The organism is Fervidicoccaceae archaeon, from assembly GCA_038878695.1.
GTDB lineage: Archaea > Thermoproteota > Thermoprotei_A > Sulfolobales > Fervidicoccaceae > JAVZVD01.
The window spans coordinates 50,256-72,179 of record JAVZVD010000001.1 but is presented as its reverse complement, the minus strand read 5'-3'; the positions used below and the strand labels follow the sequence as shown (position 1 = coordinate 72,179).

Below are 21,924 nucleotides of genomic sequence, written 5' to 3'. Positions count from 1 at the left end.
GAGAGCATTTGGAAATGAGCGAGGAGCTCTATCAGCTGGCCCTAAAGCACGCACTCTTCAACGCCTACAAGCACGGCGGAAAGGCCTCGGCGAAGGTGATAATCTCCAAGATATTGGCTGAGAGGCCCGACCTGCGGGCTAGAGTGCAGGAGGTAGCTAGAGCGGCGGAGGAGGCGACGCGAGAGGTCAACTCCATGAGCCCGGAGGAGCAGAAGAAGCTGTTGGAAGAGAAGCACCCGGAGCTCCTAGGAGCTGAGGTGGAGAGAGCGGCGGAGGACCGAGGCCGAGCTCTGGCTCCTCTCCCAAACGCTAAGCACGGGGCCGTCGTCACGAGGTTCGCCCCGAACCCGGACTTCGTCATTCACATAGGCAATAGCAGGGTGGCTATCCTGAGCCACGAGTACGCGAGGATGTATCGCGGTAAGATGATCTTGAGGTTCGAGGATACGGACCCCAGGACCAAGACGCCTCTGCTCGACGCGTATTCCAAAATACGCGAGGACCTCAAGTGGTTAGGCGTCTATTGGGACGAAGAGTACATTCAGAGCCTGAGAATGGAGCGGTACTATCGCGTAGCCGAGAAGCTAATCGAGGTCGGCGGAGCATACGTCGACACGATGAGCAAGGAGGAATTCTCCTCTCACCTGGAGGCCAGGAAGCCGTATCCGCCGCGCGAGCGCTCTCCCGAGGAGAACCTCGAGCTCTTCGATAAGATGTTGGAAGGAGGCTTCGAAGAAGGACGGGCCGTGGTGAGGGTGAAGACGTCGTGGGAGCTCGAGGACCCCAGCGCCGTGGACTGGGTCGCCCTCAGGGTGATAGACACGGAGAGGCACCCGCATCCTCTGACCGGCTCGAAATACGTGGTCTGGCCCACCTACAATTTCGCGGCCGCGGTCGACGATCACCTGATGGGCGTGACTCACATAATTCGCGGGAGAGAGCACGAGTCGAACACGATGAAGCAGAGGTTCCTCTACGCCCACATGGGCTGGAGCTATCCTAACACGATACACGTCGGTAGACTCAAGCTCGAGGGCTTCATAATGAGTAAGTCTATCATTAGGCGAGCACTGAGCGAGGGCGGAAGAGGCTTGGAAAGCTACGATGATCCGAGACTCGGCACGCTGGCGGCGCTCAGGAGGCGAGGCATCTCGCCTACGGCTATCAGGAATATCATGTTGACCGTTGGGATCAAGGGGACGGACTCTCAACTCAGCTACGCGAACTTGGCCTCTGAGAACAGAAAATTGCTGGACCCTCTGGCGCCCCGCGTGATGTTCGCCCGCGACCCCGTCGCTCTGAAAGCGGAGGGTTTGGGGGGCTGCATCTCCGCCGAGATCCCCTTCCATCCTGATCGCTCAGAGCTGGGCTCGAGGACTTATGAGGTCTGCGACGGCGACGTCCTCGCGATATCCTCAGACGATTACGGCGAGCTTCGCGGGAGGAGAGTGAGGCTCATGGGCTTGGGCAACTTCGAAGTAAGAGAGGGCGCGCTCGTGAACGTGGGCGGAGGACTCGAGGAGGCCAGGCGAGAGAGGATACCAATAATCCAATGGGTTAAGCGAGAGAGGTCGCTGAGCGCGGAGCTCTTAAAGCCGGAGGGCGAGGAGCTGAGAGTCTTCGAGGGGCTCGTCGAGGACTCTGTGGCGAGCTCCGAGCAGGTAGAGCGCGTCGGCGTAGTCCAACTCGTGAGAGTAGGCTTCGCGAGGATTGAAGAGAAGACCCCTCGAGTCAGGATGATATACGCTCACGATTGAGCTCCGAGCTCGTTGAGATCGAAGAATATCCTGGCCTCTCTCTCGTAACTCTCCCTGGAGTCTGAGGCGTGCACGAGGTTCTCCTGGATGTCGATGGCTAGGTCGCCGCGTATCGTGCCGGGCTGAGCTCTTCTCGCATCGGTGGACCCTATCATGGCCCTAACCACCTCGACGGCCGAGCTCCCCTCGAGTATTAGAGCGACCACTGGCCCGCTAGTCACGAACTGAACGAGTGACTCATAGAAGGCCTTGCCGCGGTGAGGACTGTATAGCTCCTCGGCTTGCTCACGCGTCATCTTCAGCATCTTCATCGCGACTATCTTGAGCCCCTTTCGTTCGAACCTGCTAAGAATCTCCCCAATGAGACCTCGCCTAACTCCGTCCGGTTTTATCAACACGAAGGTCCTCTCCACGGAGCTCAACGCTGAGCCCCCCTGGAAGCTCTGGCCCAGGCCGTTCGTTTAGGATCGCGGCCGAGCACGACGGCGCTCTTGTAACACTTGCCCCTGCAGTACCAATCGATGCTACCGTCGTTTTTGACGTACATCAAGCCCCGCCCGGGCGGAATATCGGCTCCGCAGAAGCTGCACTTCTTTAGGCGCGTCACGATGCACCATCTCTCGCTACAGCCGTGAGGACGCGGCGCTAATAACAGTTCCGCGCGCCGGAGTAGCGGGCCGCTCGCTAAGTCTTAAATCCGTGCTAGCTCTCAGGAGCAGACGGTGGACCTGTGGCATGAGCGGGGAGAGCGGCAGGGACATCACGGAGGAGCTAGGCTTTCCAGCCGAGGTAATCCAGATCATTGGTAGAACCGGCGTGAGCGGCGAAGTCACTCAAGTTCGAGTGAGAGTTCTAGAGGGTCGGGATAAAGGGAGGATCCTAACGAGGAACGTGAGGGGCCCGGTCAGGCTGGGCGACATATTGATCTTGCGTGAGACCGAGAGAGAAGCTAGAAAGCTCACCGGTAGGAGATGAGATATAAGGTCCGAGAGACGCGACACCACTCGTCGGCTAGTCGTCGAGTCGAGCTCCTTCTGAGCTGCCACCGAGTCAGCGCGTCCTCAGCGAGCTGACGGCGCTCACGATCTCGTTGAGGAGGCCCTGGCCCTCTCCTGGCTCTATCACGGCCACGGATGCGGCCTGCACTTCTATGCCGACGGCCTCGCCTAGCCTCTTCTTGCTCGGCACGTAGACGTACGGCACTTTCTTCTCGTCGCAGAGGAGAGGCAGATGGGCCACGACCTCGGGCGGATCCACGTCCTCGGCTATGACGACGAGCTTGGCCAGGCCCCGCTCGATGGCCTTCGTCGTCTCGTTCGTGCCCTTCTTCACTTTACCAGTCTCGCGAGCTATTTGAACGAGCTTATAGGCCTTCTCGGCCAACTCGGGCGGGACGTTGAACTTAACGTAGAAGGCCTTCCCCGCGGCTTTGCTCAATCATCATCACCCCTCGGGTTCTTCATCGACCTCTCTATATCATTTTAGGGGGGGATTAATAGATTGTGTGTCGTAGATCGATGAGCCGAGGTGAAGAGGCGGTGAGCGAGAAGAGTAGGAGGCTCAGGCAGCCTATAGTGACCGTGCTGGGCCACGTGGACCACGGCAAGTGCCTCCATCCAGATGAGCGAGTGCGAGTCCTCGAGAAAGGGGGGGCGGAGCTCGTCGAGATATCCGAGCTATTCGAGTCCGGGAGGGGAACGATTGAGCGCGTGGGGGCGCACGAGAGGAGGCGCGTCGACGTAGTGGTGCTGTCGCTGGATCCAGAGGAGTCGAGGCTGCGAGCGGCGAGGGCCTCTCACGCTTGGCGCGTAAACTACGAGGGGGAGATCTACGAAGTCGTCACCGAGAGGGGCAAGAGGCTCAGGAGCTCGTCTACCCACCCCTTCGCCACGACGCGCGGGTGGGTCCCAGCTCGCGAGCTCCGTGCCGGGGACAGCATAGTAGTCGTCGAGGGGCTCTCTCCCTCTCTCGAGCGCGTAGAGCGCGTGACCGCCGAGCGCTACGAGGGCCCTCTGTACGACCTCAGCGTTCCGGGCTTCCAGAACTTCGTCGCCGAGGAGATCGTGGCTCACAACACGACGCTCCTCGATAAGATAAGAGGCACGACCGTGGCGAGGCGAGAGCCAGGCGAGATGACGCAACACATTGGAGCGAGCCTCGTTCCGGCGCACGTCATCGAGGAGATAGCGCGTCCTCTCAAGGCTCTAATACCTTTCAAGCTGACCATACCGGGCCTGCTCTTCATAGACACGCCGGGCCACGAACTCTTCGCGAGCTTAAGGAGGCGCGGAGGCTCGGTCGCGGATTTCGCCGTGTTGGTGATCGACGTAAACGAGGGGGTCAAGGAGCAGACTGACGAGAGCATCGAGCTGCTGAGGCAGAGGAAGGTCCCCTTCCTCGTGGCCGCGAATAAGATAGACAGGGTGCCGGGCTGGAGGCCCCAGCCCGATGAGCCCTTCATCTTGAGCGCCAAGAAGCAGTCGAAGGAGGCTCTGAGAGCCCTCGACGATAGGATATATAGATTGATCGGTCAACTGGCAGAGCGCGGCTTTTTATCCGATAGATTCGATAGAATCCGAGACTTCACCAAGACCGTAGCCATAGTCCCTGTCTCGGCCAAGACCGGCGAAGGCGTAGCCGAGCTTCTCGCCGTGTTGGCCGGACTGACGCAGCAGTACCTCAAAGACAAGCTCGTCTACGCCGAGGGGTTGGGGCGGGGCGTGCTCCTAGAGCTCAAGGAGGAGCCGGGGCTGGGCCTCACGGCCGACGCCATATTATACGATGGCGCGCTCAGACGGGGCGACACCATAGTGTTCGGGTCCTCGACCGGAGCTGTTGTGACCAGAGTGAGGGCCCTTTTAATGCCGAAGCCTCTGCAGGAGATACGGAGCCCGGAGGATCGCTTCGTCTCCGTCGAAGAGGTTCACGCGGCCTGCGGCGTCAAGATCGTTGCCCCTCGCCTGGAGGAGGCGGTGCCCGGCGGCACGTTCTACTCGGTCGCCAATGAGGCGGAGATCGAGGAGTATAAGAGGAGAGTCATTGAGGAGATAGAGAGCGTTAGGATCAAGACGGACAAATCGGGCCTCGTAGTAAAGGCCGACACACTCGGCACGCTCGAAGCTCTCGTTGAGGCTCTCAGAAAGCGCGATATCCCCGTGAGGCTAGCCGACGTAGGGCACATCGTGAGACGCGACGTGATCGAGGCTGCGGTCTCGCTTCGAGAGTCGAGGTCTCTCGGCGTGATATTGGGATTCAACGTGAAGTTAACTAAGGAGGCCGAGCTTGAGGCAGCGAGAGAGGGCGTCAAGGTGATACTCGGCAACATAACGTACAGAATCATCGAGGAATACGAGGAGTGGAAGAGGAGGCTCGAGCTCGAGGAGGTCATGAGAGAGCTGGAGACAATCGTTAGACCAGCGAAGATTAGGATAATACCGGGCTGCGTCTTCAGGAGGAGCGAGCCGGCCATAGTGGGGGTCGAGGTGTTGGGGGGAGTGCTGAGGCCAGGGGCCCCGCTCATGAGGAGCGACGGCAGGAGGCTCGGCGTAGTTATGCAACTGCAAGACAAAGGCCGCGCCGTCGAGCAGGCTAGAGCTGGAGCCCAGATCGCGATTTCTATACGCGGCAACGTTATGGTGGGGAGACACGTCGAGGAGGGCGACGTGCTCTACACGGACGTGCCGGACGCTCACGCGAGGGCTCTGCTCACGAAGTTCAGGCAAATGATAAGCGACGATGAGGTCTACGTCCTCAAAGAGATAGCCGAGATAAAGCGTAGAACGGATCCTCTCTACGCTCTGGTCTAAATTCTCGGCCGGTTCGGCGCGCGGAGAGACCCCGCCGCTAAATCATTTTAATCCAGCGAACCTACTTTCCGGCGACTCGAGAAAGCGAGGAGGATTCGACGCCGAGGGGCCCAGCATGCCTGAGTTCAAGCTCGTTGTGTCGATACCGAGGAGCAAAGCGGAGAGAGCAGAGGTCAGGCTGATGGCCGACGACTCGTTGAAGCTCGACAAGAGCCACAGAGAGAAGAGAGCTCTCCCCCGAGCGTTGATAAGCCCTAGCTTGGCCGAGAGGATCGGGCTCAGCCAGGGCGACGTGGCCCTCATTAAGATTCCGAGCGCCGAAGGGAAAACAGCGAAGCACCACGTCCAGGTGTATCTCAGCGACTCTCTCGAGGAGGACCTCGTCAAGCTGCCGGCGGCTCTGCTGATCGAGGCGACGGGCGGCGAAGAGGCTAGAGGGGAAATAGAGCCGTCCCGCGCTTTCCAGCTCCAACTCGACGACTCTAAGAGCAGGAGGCTCCTGGGTCTCAAGATAGGGGACGAGATCGACGCCTCGCTCGTAGGGCTCAGAGGAAAGCTCGTCATAACTGGGGGCTCGGATAGCAGCGGGTTCCCCATGAGGCCGGACGTGCCGGGCGGAGCGAAGAAGAGGGTACTGATCTCTCAGCCTCCCGGCTTCAGGCCCAAGAAGAGGGGGCTCAGAGAGCGCAGAATCGTGAGGGGCAACACTATAGTCGACGACTTGGTCCAGGTCAACGCGAAGCTCGTGCTAGATTGAGGGGCGATGCCGCGGAGGTAGGAGATCGAATGGGTGAGGAGTGGAGGCAGCCGGAGGTCAACATAGGGACTGCCGGTCACGTGGACCACGGCAAGACCACACTCGTGGCAGCGCTGACGGGGGTCTGGACGTCTAGGCATAGCGAGGAGCTCAAGCGAGGCATGACGATAAAGCTCGGCTACGCGGATGGGGCCATATACAGGTGCTCGGGCTGCGAGCCCCCCCAAGCTTACTCGCCCTTCCCCACCTGCGCTGAGTGCCCCGAGGGCTCTGAGCCTCTGCTCGAGAGGAGGGTGTCGTATGTAGACGCCCCTGGCCACGAAGTGTTAATGGCCACGATGCTCTCCGGCGCGGCTCTCATGGACGGGGCGCTGCTCGTGGTGGCTGCGAACGAGAAGTGCCCTCAGCCTCAAACTCTGGAGCACTTCGTGGCGCTCCAGATAATTGGGACGAAGAGGCTCATCATAGTTCAGAACAAGGTCGATATTGTGAGCCCGGAGCGGGCCAAGGAGAGTTATGCTGAGATAAAGAAGCTCGTCGAGGGCACGTGGGCCGAGGACGCTCCGATAATACCCGTGAGCGCGTTGAAGAGAGCTAACGTGGACGCCCTCCTGATGGCCATACAGGAGTACATACCAACTCCCGAGAGAGATCCATCGAAGCCCCCCCTCATGTACGTGGCCAGGAGTTTTGATGTCAATAAGCCCGGTACGCCCGCGGATAAGCTCGTGGGAGGAGTGGTGGGCGGCAGCGTGATGCAGGGGGAGCTGAGGGTGGGGCAAGAGGTGGTTCTGACTCCGGGGACTAAGGTGGTAAAGCCGAGCGGTCGCGAGACCTACGAGCCCCTCCGCACGAAGATAACATCCATGAGGTTCGGAGACGTGGAGGTAGAGAGGGCTAGGCCGGGAGGCTTGGTGGCGATTGGGACCGAGCTAGACCCCTCTCTCGCGAAAGCGGACGGGCTCGTGGGGAACGTCTTGACGCTCTCTGGCAAAGAGCCCGAGAGTCTCACGGAGATCGAGGTCGAGTACCACCTCCTCGAGAGAGTCGTGGGTCTACGCGAATTCAAGCGCGTCGAGCCCGTGAGACCTAAGGAGCTCCTCATGTTGACTATAGGGACGGCGATAACGTTGGGCACTGTGACGAGCGTGAGCGGGGACTCTATGGAGGTGTCGCTGAGGAGGCCCGTGGCCCACATCGAGGGGTCCAGAGTAGCTCTGGGCAGACAGGTATTGGGGAGATGGAGGCTCATAGGTTGGGGCATCCTGAGGTAGCGAGAGGCGTTCTGCTCCTGCTGGACAGCAACGCCCTCTTGATGAGGGCCGAGGGCTTACCGGTCGAGGAGGCTCTCTCCGAGCTGCTCGACGTGAAGCCGCGAGTCCTGTGCCCGAGAGCCGTGATCGAGGAGCTAGTCTCTCTGAGAGCCAGAGGCGGCGAACTGGGCAGGAGAGCGGAGAGGGCTCTCGAGATCGCCGCGAGGATCTGCAGCGATACCCCCGCCGCGGAGAAGGCCGAGAAGGCCGACGAAGCTCTGCTCGAGCTAGCTCTCGAGCTCAGAGAGAGCGGAGCGATAGTCGTGGTGGCCACGAGCGATAGGGAGCTCCGAGGAAGACTTAGGCGAGCCGGTGTGCCTACTCTATTCTATCGAGAGTCGCAGAGGAGATTCGAGCTAGAGAGAGAGCCGCTGATATGAGGCCGGAGACTGTCTCTCGATAATTTAAGGGAAATTAAGAGCCGCGCGGAGCATGAAGGAGCGGCGTCGAGCTATGTATTATGTCGTTAAGCTAAGGGACGTGGTGAGAATACCTCCCCACAGGCTGCTCGATCCGCTGGAGCAAGTGGCCCTCGAGACCCTAAATCAAAAATACATAGGGCTCGTCGACCGCGAGCTCGGCGTGGTGATCGGCGTCTACGACGTCCAGGTGGAACCTATGGGCAGGATCCTCCCGGGAGACGGCGGCAGCTACCACGCCGTCGAGGCCATGCTTCTGTGCTATAAGCCGGTCCTCCACGAGGTCGTGGAGGGCCCCGTAGTCGACGTCAAGGACTTCGGGATCTTCGTTAGGTTGGGACCCGTCGACGGCTTCGTGCACAAGTCTCAAATATCCGACGAGTACGTCGAGTACGATCCCTCGCGCCCGGGCTTCATAATTAAGAAGCTCAATGAGACCATCGAGGTGGGAGACACCGTGAGGGCCAGAGTCGTTGGCGTGAGCGCTAGCAGCGAGCGCGAGGGGCTGAGAGTGCAACTCACCATGAGGCAGCCATACTTAGGGAAGAGAAGGTGACGAGTCCTGTCCAAGAGAGCGACGAGCATGAAAGCTTGCACTAGGTGCAAGCTGTTGGTGGAGCCGGAGGTGGAGGTCTGCCCCAACTGCGGCGGCAAGACCTTCACGACGGAGTGGGAGGGCGTAGTCATTGTTTTGGACGCCGAGAGGTCCGAGGTAGCGAGGATCCTCGACGTGAAGAAGCCCGGGAGATATGCGCTGAAGATCAGGTGACTAAACGAGTGGTCCTGCTGGCTCTGCCCGAGAGCCTCAGGAGAGAGCTCAAGAGACCTCTCGGTCCTCTCGTCGAGGGAGGAGCGAGAGAGGTCCTCGCCGAGGAGTCCCCGGCTCTCGTGGCGGTGGGGGATGTTACTGCGAGAGAGTGCTCCCTGGTCGCGCTGGAGAGGCTGATCCTCGCGGTGATCGATGGCAGAGTGGAGCGCTCGGCGGCCCCCCCGGAGCTCGGCTCGGCGATATCGAAGCTCGAGGTCGTCTCCGAGGTCGCCAATCCCCCCGGCCATCTCAATGTCGTCGAGCTGGAGTTCGTCCTCGAGCGCGCGCTAGGTCGAGGAGCAAGGAGAGGGGCTTTACTCGTGGTGGAAGGCGAGGAGGACCTCGCGCCCCTCGCGATCTTGTGCTCGCGCTCGACTCGACTCCTCGGCGGAGCCTTGCTGATGTACGGGCAGCCAGGCGAGGGGGCGGTGGTCTTACCGACGAGTGCGACGTGGAGGGCCGCGGCCTGCGATCTCTTGTCGCTCATGGAGGTCGCAGCAGCCTCTAGGTCTGTGGAGTCGGCTTGAGGGTCCTAATAGCGGGAGTGGGAAACGAGCTCAGGAGAGACGATGGGCTCGGATCCGCTGTGGTTAGGGCTCCGGCGGAGAGAAGGCTCCCGGACGACGTCGAGGTGCTGGACGCGGACACGAATCTCTACGACGTCTTCCTCAAGATCCTCGGAGGATCCTACGGCGCGGTGATCTTCGTGGACGCGGTGACGCCGGCGAGGAGTCCGGCACGCTAATGGTCATCGAGCTCGAGGGGAAGAATCTCCTCTGGAGCAAACGCGTCGACTCCCACGGGCTCACGATACGCGACATTCTTGGAGCTGGCCTCCTCCTCGGGCCCGAGGCTTCTCAGCGAGAGGATAAAGGCTCCGAGGGTCTGATCTGAGCTGTCCGTTGCCCAATGGAGAGCAATATGTATAGACGACGGGAAGGCCGGGGCCCGCTCCTTCACTCTTGTCCCCCAAGTGATCCAGGACGCCGCGCGTCTCCATAGATCGCACAGGACCCAACGGCCACGACGACATGCGGCCTTCTCAGAGAGCTCGTCGAGTCAACAGCTCGTCGTGTGGTCTTGCTGCCTTCCTCGCCGACTATGCACCAGAAGCCCTCTCCCGCCCTCTCCTCGTCATGGGCCGCTCCCTCGACCAAGAGAACGAAGAGACAACACTTTCCGGCGGCGCCCTCTTTAGCACCTCCAAAGGCTCTGCGGTCCCGCTTGAGCATCGCGTCGGGTAAAAGATAAGAGCTCGCGCTAGATACTGCGTCGAGCGCTCCAGCGAGGACCTCGTAGTGGGCGACATCGTGGAGCTGGTCAATGAAACTTTGCAGCACAGGTTCTGGAGTCTTAACAGATTTTGGAGCCTTAACATATTAATAGATCATCCTCACAACGTTTTTGTCCTATGTTAATTAAAGAGCCCTAGAGCCCTCGCGCACGTGGTAACTCTCAATATAAAAGCTTTATGCACTCCTCCTCCCCTAGACACACTCTCGCGGGGCGTGAAGCTTGCACGAGTGGAGCCTAGCCGAGGCCGTCGTCGAGGCGGTGGCGAGCTTCGCGAGGGAGCATGGCTCCAAGCGCGTCAAGCTCGTGAGGATCTCCCTCGGGGAGCTCCAAGCGGTAGATGTGGGCATATTCAAGGAGGCCCTCAGTCTCCTCGGGGAGTCCGTTGAGCCTAGGATAGAGGGCTTCCAGCTCGAGCGCGAGAAGGCTGTGCTGCTCTGCAGGGGGTGCTACGAGACTCTGCTCCTCGAGGAGCTGAGCCTCTCGGATGAGGAGCGCGAGGCGGTTCACTTCGTCCCCGAGCTTTTGCACGCATACGCTAAGTGCCCGCGCTGCGGCTCGAGCGACCTCGACGTGATTAGGGGGAGAGGAGTCTCGATAAAGAGCATCGAGGCTGAGTAGACCTTGGACCCCAGACCCGCCGCGATCAGGAGAAGGCTCGAGGGCCTGAGGACATTGGTCGTGGCGAGCAGCAAGGGGGGAGTAGGCAAGACCACGATCTCCGTGGCCATGGCGATGAGCCTGAGAGACCTCGGCTGGAGAGCTGGCCTGCTTGACCTCGATTTGACTAACCCGTCGTGTCACCACCTCCTCGGCTCGAGGCTCAGCGGACCTCTAGAAGACAAAGGGCTCGTCCCTCCCGTGGAGCGCGGGATCAGGTTCCTCAGCATTGCTCAACTCTCGGGCGATAAGCCCCTCGCCCTCAGGGGCCACGAAGTCGACGAGGCAGTCAAGGAGATCTTGGCGGTGACGCGCTGGCCGGGCGTGGAGGTCCTCGTGATTGACACGCCGCCTGGGCTCGGCGACGAGATCTTGGACGTGGTTTCGCTCGTGCCGAGAGGAGAGCTCGTGTTGGTCGCCACGAACTCCCTCCTGGCCACGACATCGCTGAGGAGAGCAGCGGAGGCGCTCGCCGGGGCGAGCAAGATAGCCGGCGTCGTCGAGAACATGAGGAGGGGGGGCTCGACCTCGAGGGTCGAGGAAGAGGCGGCTAGATTGGGCCTCAGATACTTAGGTAGCGTGCCGTACGTAGAAGGACTCGACGAACTCGTCGAGAGAGACGCTACGGCCTTAGAGCGCTTGATCGCCCCCCACGTCGCGGCGGTCCTGGGGAAGCTGGGTTTCGAGAGGCGCGGCGGGTGAGGATGAGTGTGCCTGGGCTATCCGGGCAAGATCGTCGAGATACGCGGAGAATTCGCTAAGGTCGACTTCGGGGGCGGCGTGGTTAAGGACAACGTACTCATCTCGCTCGTCGACGCCAAGGTGGGGGACTACGTGATAGTTCACGCCGGCTACGCCATACAGGTCCTAGACGAGGAGGAGGCGGAGAGAACGCTCGAGCTGTGGAGGGAGCTGTTCGAGCTCGAGGGGCTACGATATGAGCGAGCTCAAGAAGGTGCTCGAGAGGTATAGAGACCCGAGGCTGGCCAGGAGGATCGCCGAGAAGATCCGGGAGCTGGCCTCGAAGATCGGCGAGAAGATCCTGATAATGCACGTCTGCGGGACGCACGAGTGGACCATAACCCACTATGGGATAAGGCACGTTCTGCCCGAGAACGTCGAGGTGAGAGCCGGACCCGGCTGCCCCGTCTGCGTCCTCCCCGCCGCCGACATAGACTCCATGATAAGGCTGGGGCTCGAGGAGAGGATCTCGATTCTAACCTTCGGCGACGTATCTAGAGCTAGAGGAGGGAGGGGGCTGTCCCTTGAGGACGCGAGAGGACTGGGCTTGGACCTGCGCATCGTCTACAGCTTCCAGGACGCCGTCGAAATAGCGTCTCGCGAGCCGGAGAGGAGGTTCGTCTTCTTCGGCGTGGGTTTCGACACGACGTGCCCCTCGGTGGCTCACGCCGTGTTGAGGGGGCTGCCGAGCAACATGGTCGTGCTCAGCAGCCACAGGTACGTGCCCCCCGCGGTCGGGTGGGTCATGTGCAGGGAGGACCTGGAGGTGGACGGATTCATAGCGCCTGGCCACTCGGGCACGGTGACGGGGATGAGGCCTTACCGAGAGTACTTCGAGAGGAACCCGAGGCCCATAGTCTTCAGCGGCTTCGAGCCCCTCGACGTCCTAGTTTCAATATATATGGTCTTGAGGCAGCTCTCGACGGCTCGGTACAGCATAGAGAACGAGTACACGCGGTCGGTCACGTGGGAGGGCAACGCGAGGGCCATGGCGACGGCCCTAGAGGTCTTCGAGCTGAAGGAGGGGCTGTGGAGGGGGATAGGTCTGATAGAGGGGTCGGCCTTCGACTTCAGGGAGAAGTACTCGCGAGTGGACGCGAGGGCGGTCTACGGGATCGAGCAGCCGAGGAGCGACCCCGGCATGCCGGGAGGGTGCAGATGCGCCGAGGTGATAATCGGCAAGGCCACGCCCACCGAGTGCCCCCTCTACATGAGGGTTTGCACCCCTAGAACTCCCGTGGGCCCCTGCATGGTATCGGTCGAGGGGACGTGCAAGATATGGGCCGACCACAGGATCCTCAGGAGGGAGGTCGAGCGAGCTTGAGCTCCAGGGTCATCAGAATGGAGCACGGAGCCGGCGGCGCCGCGATGCACGAGCTGATACGCGAGGTCGTAGTGAAGAGGCTGGGGGGCTCGGGGGCCGACATACCGCTCGAGGAGTTAGACGACGCGGGAGCATACAACGGCGTCGTCATCTCGACCGATAGCTACACCGTGAAGCCGATCATCTTCCCGGGAGGCGACATAGGGAGGCTGGCCGTCGCCGGCACCGTCAACGACGTCTTGATGGTTGGGGGAGAGCCCAAGGCTCTGGCCCTGGCCATGGTCCTCGAGGAGGGCCTCCCCCTGGAGGTCCTCGAGAGGATACTAGAGAGCGCCTCCTCGACGGCTAGGGAGGCCGGGGTCTGGGTGATAACGGGCGACACCAAGGTGGTCGAGAGGGGAGCCTTGGACGGGGTCGTCCTGACAACGACCGGGATAGGGTTCAGGCACAGGCTCCTCGATCACAACTTCGAGGTCCTCGCGAGAGTGGGGAGGGAGATGCGATCGAGGTGGCTCCTCGATAGGAACATCAGGCCGGGCGACAAGCTGATACTCACGGGCCACGTCGGGGACCACGCTATCGCTCTTCTCTCGGCCAGGGAAGGCCTCAAGTTCGAGGCCCCGGTCAAATCAGACGTAGCGCCCCTCACGAGATTGGTCGAGAAGGCCTTCGAGGCGGGGGGCGTGGTGGCCATGCAGGATCCGACGCGAGGGGGGCTGGCCTCCCTCCTCAATGAGTGGTCTGAGAAGACCGGTCTGGGCATAATCATCGAGGAGGAGGAGATACCGATAAGGGACGAGGTCAGGAGCGCCTGCGAGTACCTGGGGCTGGATCCCCTCGAGCTGGGCAACGAGGGGAAGGCGGTCCTGGCGGTCGCCCCTCAGCTGGCCGAGGCGGTCCTCCAGGCCGTCAGAGAGACCCCCGAGGGGAGGCACGCCGAGATAATAGGCGAGGTCACGGACCGTTACGAAGCCGTCGTAATGAGGACCGCCATCGGCGGCCTCAGAGTGGTTCCCCCGCCCATTGGGGACCCCGTCCCCAGGATCTGTTGAGCCGGGGGAGGAATGGCCCCATCTTGGTCAGAGTAGCAAGGAGGATCCTGCTATCCGGGATCGTCCAAGGAGTGGGCCTCAGACCGTTCCTGGCTAGGACCGCGCTGAGAGCCGGAGTGGCTGGCTACGTGAAGAATCTGGGGGGAGGAGATGTGTTCGTCCACGTCGAGGGAGAGACGGAGAACGTGGAGAAGTTCTTCGGCATCCTCAAGACGAGCCTCCCTCCCCCGGCCGAGATATGGCGAGTAGTCATCGAGGAGGCGGAGCCTCTAGGCCTGACGTCGTTCAGCATAGAGAAGAGCGAGAAGAGGCGGCTGGTCCGCTCGATGATACCGCCGGACATGGCCGCGTGCCCCCACTGCCTCGGAGAGGTCGAGGACCCTCGAGATAGGAGGCGCGGCTATCCCTTCAACTCGTGTGCTTGGTGCGGGCCGAGATACTCGATGATGTACTCTGTCCCCTACGACAGGGAGAACACGAGCATGAGGCACTTCCCGCTCTGCGAGGAGTGCAGGCGAGAGTACGAGGACGTTTGGAACGAGAGGAGATATCACGCTGAGGGGATAAGCTGCCCGAAGTGCGGGCCCAGGGTATGGCTCGAGGACTCGAGGGGGGAAAAGATCGAGGCCGAGGACCCAATAGCGCTCGCCGCCTCGCTGATAAGCGAGGGCCGCATCGTGGCCGTGAAGGGCATAGGAGGCTTCCACGTGGCGTGCAGAGCAGACGAAGACTCCGTGGTCGAGGAGCTGAGGAGGAGAAAGAGGAGGCCTCAGCAGCCCTTCGCCCTAATGGCTCTGAGCGCCGAGGAGGCCTCGAGGCTAGTCGAGCTGAGCGAGGAGTCTAGGAGGATCCTGGAGTCCTCTCAGAGGCCGATCCTGATACTCCCGAAGAGGCCGGGGGCCCCGGTATCGGAGCTCGTCGCCCCCGGCCTCGACTCCCTCGGGGTCATGCTGCCCTATACTCCTCTCCATTACCTCTTGCTGAAGTCGTGCGAGCCGAAGTTTCTGATCATGACCAGCGGGAACTCGCACGGAAAGCCCATGGTCGTGGACAACGAGGCCGCGAGGAGGGAGCTGAGGGAGATAGTCGACTACTTCCTGCTACACGACAGACCCATAGTCAATAGAGTAGACGACAGCGTTCTCAGATTCACCGGAGGGAGCGCCACGATGCTCAGGAGAGGTAGAGGCTATGCGCCGAGGTGGATCGAGCTGAGAGGGAGGCTGGAGAGAGGGGTGATAGCTTTCGGGGCTGAGCTCCAGGCGGCCGGAGGCGTGGGCTTCGACGATAAAGCCGTGCTCACCCAATTCATCGGAGACGTCGACGACGCCGACGCTCTCGCGGAGCTCAAACTCTACGTCGAGAGGCTCGCGGAGTTTTACGGCGTGAGATACGAGGACTCGGTCATTGTCGTGGACAAGCACCCGAAGTACGCGAGCAGCGCTCTCGGCAGGAGGCTCGCCAGGAGGCACGGCTCCGAGCTCCTCGAGGTTCAACATCACGTGGCTCACGCTCTCTCCGCGATGGCCGAGACCGGCGACGAAGTCGGCGTCGCCATTGCAATAGACGGCGTCGGCTACGGAGACGACGGCAACGCGTGGGGCGGAGAAGTGCTGGCGATACATGGAGGCGAGGGCTACGAGAGAGTGGGCCACCTGCAGTACCACAAGATGCTCGGAGGAGACCTGGCCGCGCTCAGGCCTCTCAGGATGACATTCTCGATGGCGGCCAGCGAGCTCGGGGCGGAGGAGGCGGCGAGTCTCCTCTCGAGCGCGGGCCTAGCGGATGGGGCTGAGAGGCTCGAGCTCTTGGCCGCTCTGCACGAGAGGGAGAGAATTCTGACCTCGAGCGCGGGGAGATTCCTCGACGCGGTCTCGGCCATGCTGGGGATCTGCCGATTGAGGACCTACGAGGGAGAGCCGGCGATCAAGCTCGAGGCCTTCGCGCGGGGCGGCTCCCTCTCGAGAGAGGTCTTGGAGCTAGTCGAGGCCGAGCGCGAGGGCGGCTCGCGCGTCGTGAGGACGTCCCCTCTCGTCGTGTCGTGGCTGAGGGGGGACCTCCGCGGGAGGGTGAGCGCGAGGGACCTGGCCTTCAGCGCTCAATACGCCGTCGGATTTCGCCTGGGCGAGCTAGCAGCCGAGAAGGCCCTGGAGATAGGGGTCGAGAGAGTGCACGTCTCGGGTGGAGCGGCGGTGAACGAGCTCATCTACAGAGGGATAATCGATGCGCTCGCTTCGGCGAGCGGAGGCAGGCTCAGAGCGCACGTCAACAGGCTTGTGCCGCCCGGAGATGGGGGCATAGCCCTCGGTCAGATCTACGCCGTCCTCCTGGGCTTGGCGTCGGAGCGCTAATCTGGGGGCTCCTCGATAGAGCATCGGAGGTCGCTCTCGCGTGAGAGGAGGCAGAACCGTGAAGAGCGGGGTCTCTCTGCCCGCCGACCTTCGCGAGAAGCTCGACGCTCTCCTCAAGGAGCTCGGGATCCCGTCGAGGTCCAGGGGGATCCAAGAGGCGGTGAGGCAGTTCATAGCTCAGAACGAGTGGAGGCTTAACAGAGGCGTCGTGGCCGGGGCCGTGTTGGTTCACTACTCGCACGAGGCCGAGGGGGCGGACTCTGCTCTGACAGACGCCCAGCACGAGCACATGGACGTGATACCGGCCTCAACTCATGTGCACCTGAGCGAGGAGGACTGCCTACTGATCGTGGCCGTTAGGGGGGAAATACCGAGGATCAAGTCTCTGGTCTCCAGGCTCCGCAGCTCTCCGGGAGTGAAGCAGGCCGTCCCCGTCGTGATCTCGATAGAATGAGTCCTCTCTCAGACGGCTAATAAAATTAAGGCGTGCGCACAAAAACAAAGTAACAGAGCTCCAATAGAACTTCGATCGATCGCGAAGAGGTAGAAATGAGATGGTCAAGAAGGAGAGGGCGGTCTCGCCCATCATAGCGACGCTGTTGTTGATCCTCGTCAGCGTCGCGGCGGCCGCGGTGCTCTACGTCGTCGTGGTGGGCATGGTCTCGGGCGGCAAGTCGTCGGTAGTCTCGGGAGCCTCGCAACAGAGTCAGACTCAGATACTGATCGAGAGCGCGAGGCTAGAGCTGAAGGGCAGCGACACGGAAGCCAAGGTCTACGTGAGAAACGTCGGCTCAGCGAGCATCCCCGCCGGCAACTGGACCGTGACCTTGTATCACGCGAACTGGACGTTCATCGCGACCAACCTTACACAGCTGAACTTCGAGCTCGTCCCCGGCAACGTGACAGGGCTCGTCCTCAACTTTACGAACATCAGTGTGACGCCGGGCACGACTTATATAATAGGAGTGGTCTCACCGTCGGGCAGCACCGACTACTTAAGCGTCAGAGCGAAGTAAGGGCTCGTTTCGACGAGGCCGATCGACTAAGCTCTAGAAGAGGCGAAGTTTTTTCTCGTTCCTCCGGCTCGTACTAGTTTTAGGGCCGTGACGAGCTCGGCAGGCCCGAGCTCTCTCGAGCCGTGACGAGGGTCTTGAGTGCCGAGCCGCTCGCCCTCTCGAAGTAAAGCCTAAGGACTCCTCGGCGCCAACTCGAGGCTGGGGATCGAAGTTGTCGGGCCTCGGCGTCAAGCTCGAGGCCGTCGACGTGCCCGTGCCGAAGGGCACTAACGTGATAATAGGCATATCTCACTTCATCAAGACGGTCGAGGACATCTACGAGGCTCTCATCACGTCGAGCACCAACATAAGGTTCGGCTTGGCCTTCAACGAGGCCAGCGGAGACAGGCTGATCAGGTTCGACGGAAACGATGAGGAGCTCGTGAAGCTGGCCATCGAGGCGGCTCGGAGGATAGGAGCGGGCCACGTCTTCGTCGTCTACCTGAGAGACGCGTGGCCCATCAACGTCTTGAATAGGCTCAAGGAGGTGCACGAGGTACTCACGATAGTGGCAGCCACCGCCAACCCCGTCCAGGCCATAGTGGCTGAGACCACTCAGGGCAGAGCGCTGCTAGGCGTAGTCGACGGCTTCACTCCCCTCGGCGTGGAGAACGAGGAGAAGAGGAGAGAGAGGGTAGAATTCCTGAGGAGAATAGGCTACAAGAGGGGCTAGCAGCGCCTCGCCCCCGACAGGATCCTCTCGGCGAAGGCTCTCAGCCTCGAGATCCCCTCGACAATGAGGTCTTTTTTCATCGCGTAGCTCAGCCTGACGAAGCCCCGCCCGGCCTCTTTTGGGAAGACCGTGCCCGGCGTCACGAGGACCCCCTCCTCCTCCAGGAGTCTCTCGGCGAAGGCCCTCTCGTCGAGGCCCGAGGCCTCGAGGAGCCTGACCGCCCTCGGGAACACGTAGAAGGCCCCTCGAGGCTCCGGCACCTCGAGCCCCGGGACTCCTCGGAGTAGCTCGACCGCGAGCCTCCTCCTCTCGTCGAACAGCCTCACCATCTCCTCGACCTCCTCGAGCCCTCCTCTCAGCGCCGCCACGCCCGCTTTCTGCACGAAGCTGGGAGCGCAGGTGTAGAGGGTCACGGCCAGATTCACGAGCTTCTCCGCCACGTCCCTTCTGGCGACGACGTAGCCAAGCCTCCAGCCAGTCATGCGGAAGGTCTTGCTGAAGGACTGGACGAGGATCGCCGAGTCTCTCCACCCCGAGGTCTCGAGCACGCTGGCGAACGAGCCCTCGTAGACGAACCACTCGTACACCTCGTCCGAGATCACCGCCGCCCCGACCCTCGAGGCCTCCTCGACTATCTCCTCCATAGCTCTCTGCTCCAACACGGCGCCCGTGGGGTTGTGGGGGCTGTTTAGCACGACCGCGCTGGTCCTCTCGCCGATCAGCCTCGCGATCTCGTCCACGTCGAATTCGTGCCCCCGCCCCGGCGACCACCTCATGCTCGCGTAGACGGGCCTAGCCCCGAGGAACTTGACGACTTGGGGGTAGGCGTAGTAGGCTGGCTCCACGATCACGACCTCGGACCCGGGCCTGGCCGCGGCTGCCAATGCCATGAATATGGCCGTCTTGCCGCCAGTCGTCACCACCACCTCGTCGGGCCTCACGTCCGCGCCCGTCCTCTCGCGCAGGTAGTCAGCGATGGCCTCTCTGAGCTCGCGTATTCCGGCCGCGTCGGTGTAGCCCGTGAAGCCGGCGTCGAGGGCTCTCTTCGCCTCATCCTTAATGTGCTCGGGCGTGTCGAGGTCGGGCTGACCGACGCCGAAGTTTATCACGCGAACGCCTCGCCTCCTCTCGAGCTCTCGAGCCTTAGCTGCGTAGTAGTGGACCTGCTCTCCCTGGACCTCCTCGAGGAGGGGGCTGAGTCTCAAGCTCCTCTCGCTCCTCGACTTCTCGGCTGCTGGGCGAGCCTCTTTAAGCGTTGTCGAAGCAGAGTAGCCGAGCGGCTGAGGAAGATGAGCGGAGCTCCCGAGAAGATCGAAGGAATAATGACCGTCAAGCGCTACGTGCCGAGGCTCGTGAGGGTGGGCGAGCTCCTCCTGAAGGTCTACGAGGCTCTGCCCGAGCTAGAGAAGATAGAGAAGGTCGAGGCGAGGGGCGAGGGCGACGTGGTCGAGCCTCTGCTCAGGAGGATCACGAGAGCACTCAAGGAGGTCTCCTCGCCCGCCGAGGAGCTGTTGGTCGAGGTCGACGCCGAGGGGAGAGGTTTCGCTCTCCACGTGGGGAGGTCGAGCGAGAGGCCTAAGCCGGGCGAGACGGTCTTGTTCCCCAGGCCCGCCAGGCTCGTGAGAGTGGGGCTCCCCAAGGGCGAGACGATCAAGTGGCTGAGGCCCGACAAGAGAGAATACCACGTTTTCGAGGGATTCGTCGAGGCTCCGAGTTGGGTCGACGTCGTGTTGATCGAGACGGATAAAGGGCTGAGAGCGGTTAAACCGTTACGAGCGGAGAGGCCGGGTGACGGGGGCTGAGGTGGCACAGACTCGTCGAGGGGGACCCCGACGTCGCGGGCATCTCGAGAGCTTGCCACGCCATCTACGCTCTCGAGGACGCGTGGTCCGACACGGGATCCGAGGGCCTACGCGTTGACTTGGAGAGAGGGATAGTCGCGGTGACCGAGGAGGTAGGGGCAGAGTACGTGGAGGAGCTCGGGGAGAAGTACTCGGAGCTGGGGGTAGAGGTCATATCGGGAGCTCAGGAGCTCCTCGCCCCCAACTTCGTCTCTCTTAGAGAAGCCTACGACGCCTTCGCCGACCTCCTCTTGCGCAGACTATCGCGGCGCTTGGCTCTGATACTGGAGAGAAGCTCGCGGAGAGGATCCGAGCACGCTCTGATAATACCGAAGTGGTCGAGAGGGGCGATAGAGCTAGAGGGCGAGAGGGACAAGATCGTGCTCCCCGAGCTCGGGGCGTGCGTCTTCGCTCACACACACCCGGCGGGCAGCTGCCTCCCCTCGAGGGCCGACCTATCGTCAACGTACTCCTTCTTCGCGAATGGGGGGATAATCGAGTTGATCCTATCCCCCGAGTGCTCGTGGTCTCTGCGGAGGATTTGGATGCTCGGAGAAGAGGACCTAGAGGCTCTACTCGCCCTCGGAGACCACAGGGACCTAGCGAGCCTCCGAGGCGTAGCGCTGAGGCAGGAACTGCGGGGGCCTCTCCTCCTCTGAGCAGGCGACCGAGCCAAAAGAGCGTCAGGCCCGACGAGAGCGGCAGAGCTCCTGAGTGCCGCGCTTCGCTCCCTCGATCAGCTCGACCACGGTGGCCTCGGGGTCGGCGCTCATCAGGTGCTTGCAGAAGAGGCGGGAGACGAAATCGCCGGAGATCTCGGAGAGCATCGAGATTTTAGACTCAATGAGGCTCCTGAGCCTCGGATCCGAGGGAGACCCGAGGGGCTTCTCCTCGTAAGATTCTAGAACCTCCCCGTTCACCGTCTCAACTACCACGCGCGCCGGCTGCCTCTCCGGGTAAATCGCGGCGAAGTCCTCGCGGGCCTCCACTCTCACCTTGGACTCGAGTTCTCTGACTCGCGCGTCGTGAAGGCTCGACTTTAAGTCGTAGATGCCGCGCCAGCCCCTAGCTATGCACGCGCTCACCAGAAAGCTCAGGCTGAACCTCGCCTCTTCGACCGTGAGCGGGTAAACGATGTCGGCGAGTCTATAAGCTTCATCGAAGGTCTCGAGCCTCACCTCTCTCACACGCTCCGGCTCAACCTTTCCGTGGAGCTCGAGGGCAGCCTTAACGGAGGTCTGAGCGCAGCGAGATACCGGGAAGAGCTTGTGGAGCGTGACCTCGACGGCGTACCTCCACGGCGGGTTCAGGGCTAGCTCCACCGAGCACTCTCCGTCCATGAGCGAGCACAGGCCGTTCGAGCTTGAGAAAATCTCGTCGACCCTGCTGATAAACGACTTTAGAGCAAGCGACGACAAGCCCACGAACGCGGCGTGGGCGGGGCTGAAAGGCTTCACCGCGAGGTTCTTCCATATCTTGGTCCTCAGGCCGGCAGCGTAGAGCATGGCCGCGTAGACCGCCTTGACTATGTCCTCGACGCTGGCCCCCTCGGTGAGATACACCAGGGCGGCGGCCACTCCGCCGCCCCCTGCCGTGGAGCTCGTGTGCCAGTGCCTGTAGTGCCTCCTGCCGAGCAGGAGGCCGATCCTGCCGGCCACCTCGTAGCCCAGCATCACGGCCCTCGCCGCTCTCAATAGAGTTGACCCGCTCCTCTCGGCGAAGGCCAGCACGGCCGGCACGATCGAGGCCCCAACGTACATTAGGCTGTTGGCTAGCCAGTCGTCCAACTCCAGCGTGTGGGCCGAGAAGGCGTTGACTATGACCGCGCATAGGGTCTCCGTCTTGGTCCACAGGCCGAAGACCGTGCTGGGCCCCCCCGACTCGCGCGCTAGGAGTGAGTAGAGCTGAAGAGGCTTGGGGTCGGAGAGGAAGCCGGCACTTGCCACGCTCACGAGATCGCCCATGAGCAGCTTGACCCTCTCGAGTTGAGCCTCGCCTGAGCGCTCGACCTCGCGGACCGAGGCCGAGACTATCTCCTCGAGGATCGTGCTCTTAGCCATGCGAGTTCATCTCG

28 protein-coding genes are annotated in these 21,924 nt (G+C 61.8%); 22 read left to right on the top strand and 6 right to left on the bottom strand.

Annotated features, from left to right (window positions below; genetic code table 11):
- Positions 1–14: 14 nt before the first annotated feature.
- Entirely contained in the window at positions 15–1,757 is a 1,743-nt protein-coding gene (locus tag QXU97_00410; protein ID MEM4035075.1) for a glutamate--tRNA ligase, read from the top strand.
- Here the strand turns inward: QXU97_00410 and ndk are convergent.
- Positions 1,748–2,170, bottom strand: coding sequence for a nucleoside-diphosphate kinase (gene ndk, locus QXU97_00405; GenBank protein MEM4035074.1), 423 nt, complete (start codon positions 2,168–2,170; stop codon positions 1,748–1,750). The two genes, QXU97_00410 and ndk, sit on opposite strands and share 10 nt — an antisense overlap.
- Positions 2,171–2,175: 5 nt before the next feature.
- Entirely contained in the window at positions 2,176–2,364 is a 189-nt protein-coding gene (locus QXU97_00400; protein ID MEM4035073.1) for a 50S ribosomal protein L24e, read from the bottom strand.
- A gap of 128 nt (positions 2,365–2,492) precedes the next feature.
- On the opposite strand from QXU97_00400, the gene QXU97_00395 reads away from it, so the two are divergent.
- The gene (locus tag QXU97_00395) at positions 2,493–2,732 is read left to right on the top strand and encodes a 30S ribosomal protein S28e (GenBank protein MEM4035072.1); all 240 of its coding nucleotides are present in this window, start codon (positions 2,493–2,495) and stop codon (positions 2,730–2,732) included.
- Positions 2,733–2,807: 75 nt separating this feature from the next.
- Here QXU97_00395 and rpl7ae read toward each other — a convergent pair whose 3' ends face one another.
- Complete coding sequence (rpl7ae, locus tag QXU97_00390) at positions 2,808–3,194, bottom strand: 50S ribosomal protein L7Ae (protein ID MEM4035071.1); 387 nt, start codon at positions 3,192–3,194, stop codon at positions 2,808–2,810.
- A 101-nt stretch (positions 3,195–3,295) separates the two neighbouring features.
- On the opposite strand from rpl7ae, the gene infB reads away from it, so the two are divergent.
- The 9 genes from infB (at position 3,296) to QXU97_00345 (ending at position 9,754) form a co-directional block, all read left to right on the top strand.
- Positions 3,296–5,563: a translation initiation factor IF-2 gene (gene infB, locus QXU97_00385; protein MEM4035070.1), complete on the top strand. Its 2,268-nt coding sequence runs from the start codon at positions 3,296–3,298 to the stop codon at positions 5,561–5,563.
- 115 nt (positions 5,564–5,678) lie between these two features.
- Positions 5,679–6,320, top strand: coding sequence for a S6e family ribosomal protein (locus tag QXU97_00380; GenBank protein ID MEM4035069.1), 642 nt, complete (start codon positions 5,679–5,681; stop codon positions 6,318–6,320).
- A gap of 29 nt (positions 6,321–6,349) precedes the next feature.
- Positions 6,350–7,594, top strand: a complete 1,245-nt coding sequence (locus QXU97_00375) for a translation initiation factor IF-2 subunit gamma (GenBank protein MEM4035068.1) — start codon at positions 6,350–6,352, stop codon at positions 7,592–7,594.
- Complete coding sequence (locus QXU97_00370; protein MEM4035067.1) at positions 7,576–8,013, top strand: hypothetical protein; 438 nt, start codon at positions 7,576–7,578, stop codon at positions 8,011–8,013. Before QXU97_00375 ends, QXU97_00370 begins: the two co-directional genes overlap by 19 nt.
- 73 nt (positions 8,014–8,086) lie before the next feature.
- Positions 8,087–8,608 carry a DNA-directed RNA polymerase gene (locus QXU97_00365; protein MEM4035066.1) on the top strand — a complete coding sequence of 174 codons (522 nt, stop codon included), beginning with the start codon at positions 8,087–8,089 and terminating at the stop codon, positions 8,606–8,608.
- A 27-nt stretch (positions 8,609–8,635) separates the two neighbouring features.
- The gene (gene spt4, locus QXU97_00360; protein MEM4035065.1) at positions 8,636–8,821 is read left to right on the top strand and encodes a transcription elongation factor subunit Spt4; all 186 of its coding nucleotides are present in this window, start codon (positions 8,636–8,638) and stop codon (positions 8,819–8,821) included.
- A complete protein-coding gene (locus tag QXU97_00355; protein MEM4035064.1) occupies positions 8,818–9,387 on the top strand; it encodes a DUF359 domain-containing protein in 570 nt (189 codons plus the stop codon). The genes spt4 and QXU97_00355 overlap by 4 nt, the downstream gene beginning before the upstream one ends.
- On the top strand, positions 9,384–9,605 hold the full coding sequence (locus QXU97_00350; protein MEM4035063.1) for a hydrogenase maturation protease: 222 nt from the start codon (positions 9,384–9,386) through the stop codon (positions 9,603–9,605). Before QXU97_00355 ends, QXU97_00350 begins: the two co-directional genes overlap by 4 nt.
- Positions 9,605–9,754 carry a hypothetical protein gene (locus QXU97_00345; protein MEM4035062.1) on the top strand — a complete coding sequence of 50 codons (150 nt, stop codon included), beginning with the start codon at positions 9,605–9,607 and terminating at the stop codon, positions 9,752–9,754. Before QXU97_00350 ends, QXU97_00345 begins: the two co-directional genes overlap by 1 nt.
- A gap of 62 nt (positions 9,755–9,816) precedes the next feature.
- Here the strand turns inward: QXU97_00345 and QXU97_00340 are convergent, their stop codons facing one another.
- Positions 9,817–10,200, bottom strand: a complete 384-nt coding sequence (locus QXU97_00340; protein MEM4035061.1) for a hypothetical protein — start codon at positions 10,198–10,200, stop codon at positions 9,817–9,819.
- Between the two features lie 175 nt (positions 10,201–10,375).
- Between QXU97_00340 and hypA the strand changes: the two genes are divergently transcribed.
- The 9 genes from hypA (at position 10,376) to QXU97_00295 (ending at position 18,009) form a co-directional block, all read left to right on the top strand.
- Positions 10,376–10,774 carry a hydrogenase nickel incorporation protein HypA gene (gene hypA / locus QXU97_00335; GenBank protein ID MEM4035060.1) on the top strand — a complete coding sequence of 133 codons (399 nt, stop codon included), beginning with the start codon at positions 10,376–10,378 and terminating at the stop codon, positions 10,772–10,774.
- Between the two features lie 3 nt (positions 10,775–10,777).
- Positions 10,778–11,515, top strand: a complete 738-nt coding sequence (locus QXU97_00330; protein MEM4035059.1) for a P-loop NTPase — start codon at positions 10,778–10,780, stop codon at positions 11,513–11,515.
- 6 nt (positions 11,516–11,521) lie between these two features.
- Positions 11,522–11,785 carry a HypC/HybG/HupF family hydrogenase formation chaperone gene (locus QXU97_00325; GenBank protein ID MEM4035058.1) on the top strand — a complete coding sequence of 88 codons (264 nt, stop codon included), beginning with the start codon at positions 11,522–11,524 and terminating at the stop codon, positions 11,783–11,785.
- On the top strand, positions 11,751–12,878 hold the full coding sequence (hypD, locus tag QXU97_00320) for a hydrogenase formation protein HypD (GenBank protein ID MEM4035057.1): 1,128 nt from the start codon (positions 11,751–11,753) through the stop codon (positions 12,876–12,878). The genes QXU97_00325 and hypD overlap by 35 nt, the downstream gene beginning before the upstream one ends.
- Complete coding sequence (hypE, locus tag QXU97_00315) at positions 12,875–13,930, top strand: hydrogenase expression/formation protein HypE (GenBank protein ID MEM4035056.1); 1,056 nt, start codon at positions 12,875–12,877, stop codon at positions 13,928–13,930. The genes hypD and hypE overlap by 4 nt, the downstream gene beginning before the upstream one ends.
- Positions 13,931–13,953: 23 nt before the next feature.
- The gene (gene hypF, locus QXU97_00310) at positions 13,954–16,281 is read left to right on the top strand and encodes a carbamoyltransferase HypF (GenBank protein ID MEM4035055.1); all 2,328 of its coding nucleotides are present in this window, start codon (positions 13,954–13,956) and stop codon (positions 16,279–16,281) included.
- 40 nt (positions 16,282–16,321) lie between these two features.
- Positions 16,322–16,735: a CopG family ribbon-helix-helix protein gene (locus QXU97_00305; GenBank protein MEM4035054.1), complete on the top strand. Its 414-nt coding sequence runs from the start codon at positions 16,322–16,324 to the stop codon at positions 16,733–16,735.
- A 100-nt stretch (positions 16,736–16,835) separates the two neighbouring features.
- Complete coding sequence (locus tag QXU97_00300) at positions 16,836–17,297, top strand: archaellin/type IV pilin N-terminal domain-containing protein (GenBank protein MEM4035053.1); 462 nt, start codon at positions 16,836–16,838, stop codon at positions 17,295–17,297.
- Positions 17,298–17,508: 211 nt separating this feature from the next.
- On the top strand, positions 17,509–18,009 hold the full coding sequence (locus QXU97_00295; GenBank protein MEM4035052.1) for an adenosine-specific kinase: 501 nt from the start codon (positions 17,509–17,511) through the stop codon (positions 18,007–18,009).
- On the opposite strand, the gene QXU97_00290 is transcribed toward QXU97_00295, so the two are convergent.
- Entirely contained in the window at positions 18,006–19,214 is a 1,209-nt protein-coding gene (locus tag QXU97_00290; GenBank protein ID MEM4035051.1) for a pyridoxal phosphate-dependent aminotransferase, read from the bottom strand. The genes QXU97_00295 and QXU97_00290 overlap by 4 nt on opposite strands.
- 84 nt (positions 19,215–19,298) lie before the next feature.
- Between QXU97_00290 and QXU97_00285 the strand changes: the two genes are divergently transcribed.
- A complete protein-coding gene (locus tag QXU97_00285; GenBank protein ID MEM4035050.1) occupies positions 19,299–19,811 on the top strand; it encodes a hypothetical protein in 513 nt (170 codons plus the stop codon).
- 119 nt (positions 19,812–19,930) lie between these two features.
- Positions 19,931–20,509, top strand: a complete 579-nt coding sequence (locus QXU97_00280) for a hypothetical protein (GenBank protein MEM4035049.1) — start codon at positions 19,931–19,933, stop codon at positions 20,507–20,509.
- 24 nt (positions 20,510–20,533) lie between these two features.
- Here the strand turns inward: QXU97_00280 and QXU97_00275 are convergent, their stop codons facing one another.
- A complete protein-coding gene (locus tag QXU97_00275) occupies positions 20,534–21,910 on the bottom strand; it encodes an MmgE/PrpD family protein (protein ID MEM4035048.1) in 1,377 nt (458 codons plus the stop codon).
- Between the last annotated feature and the right edge of the window lie 14 nt (positions 21,911–21,924).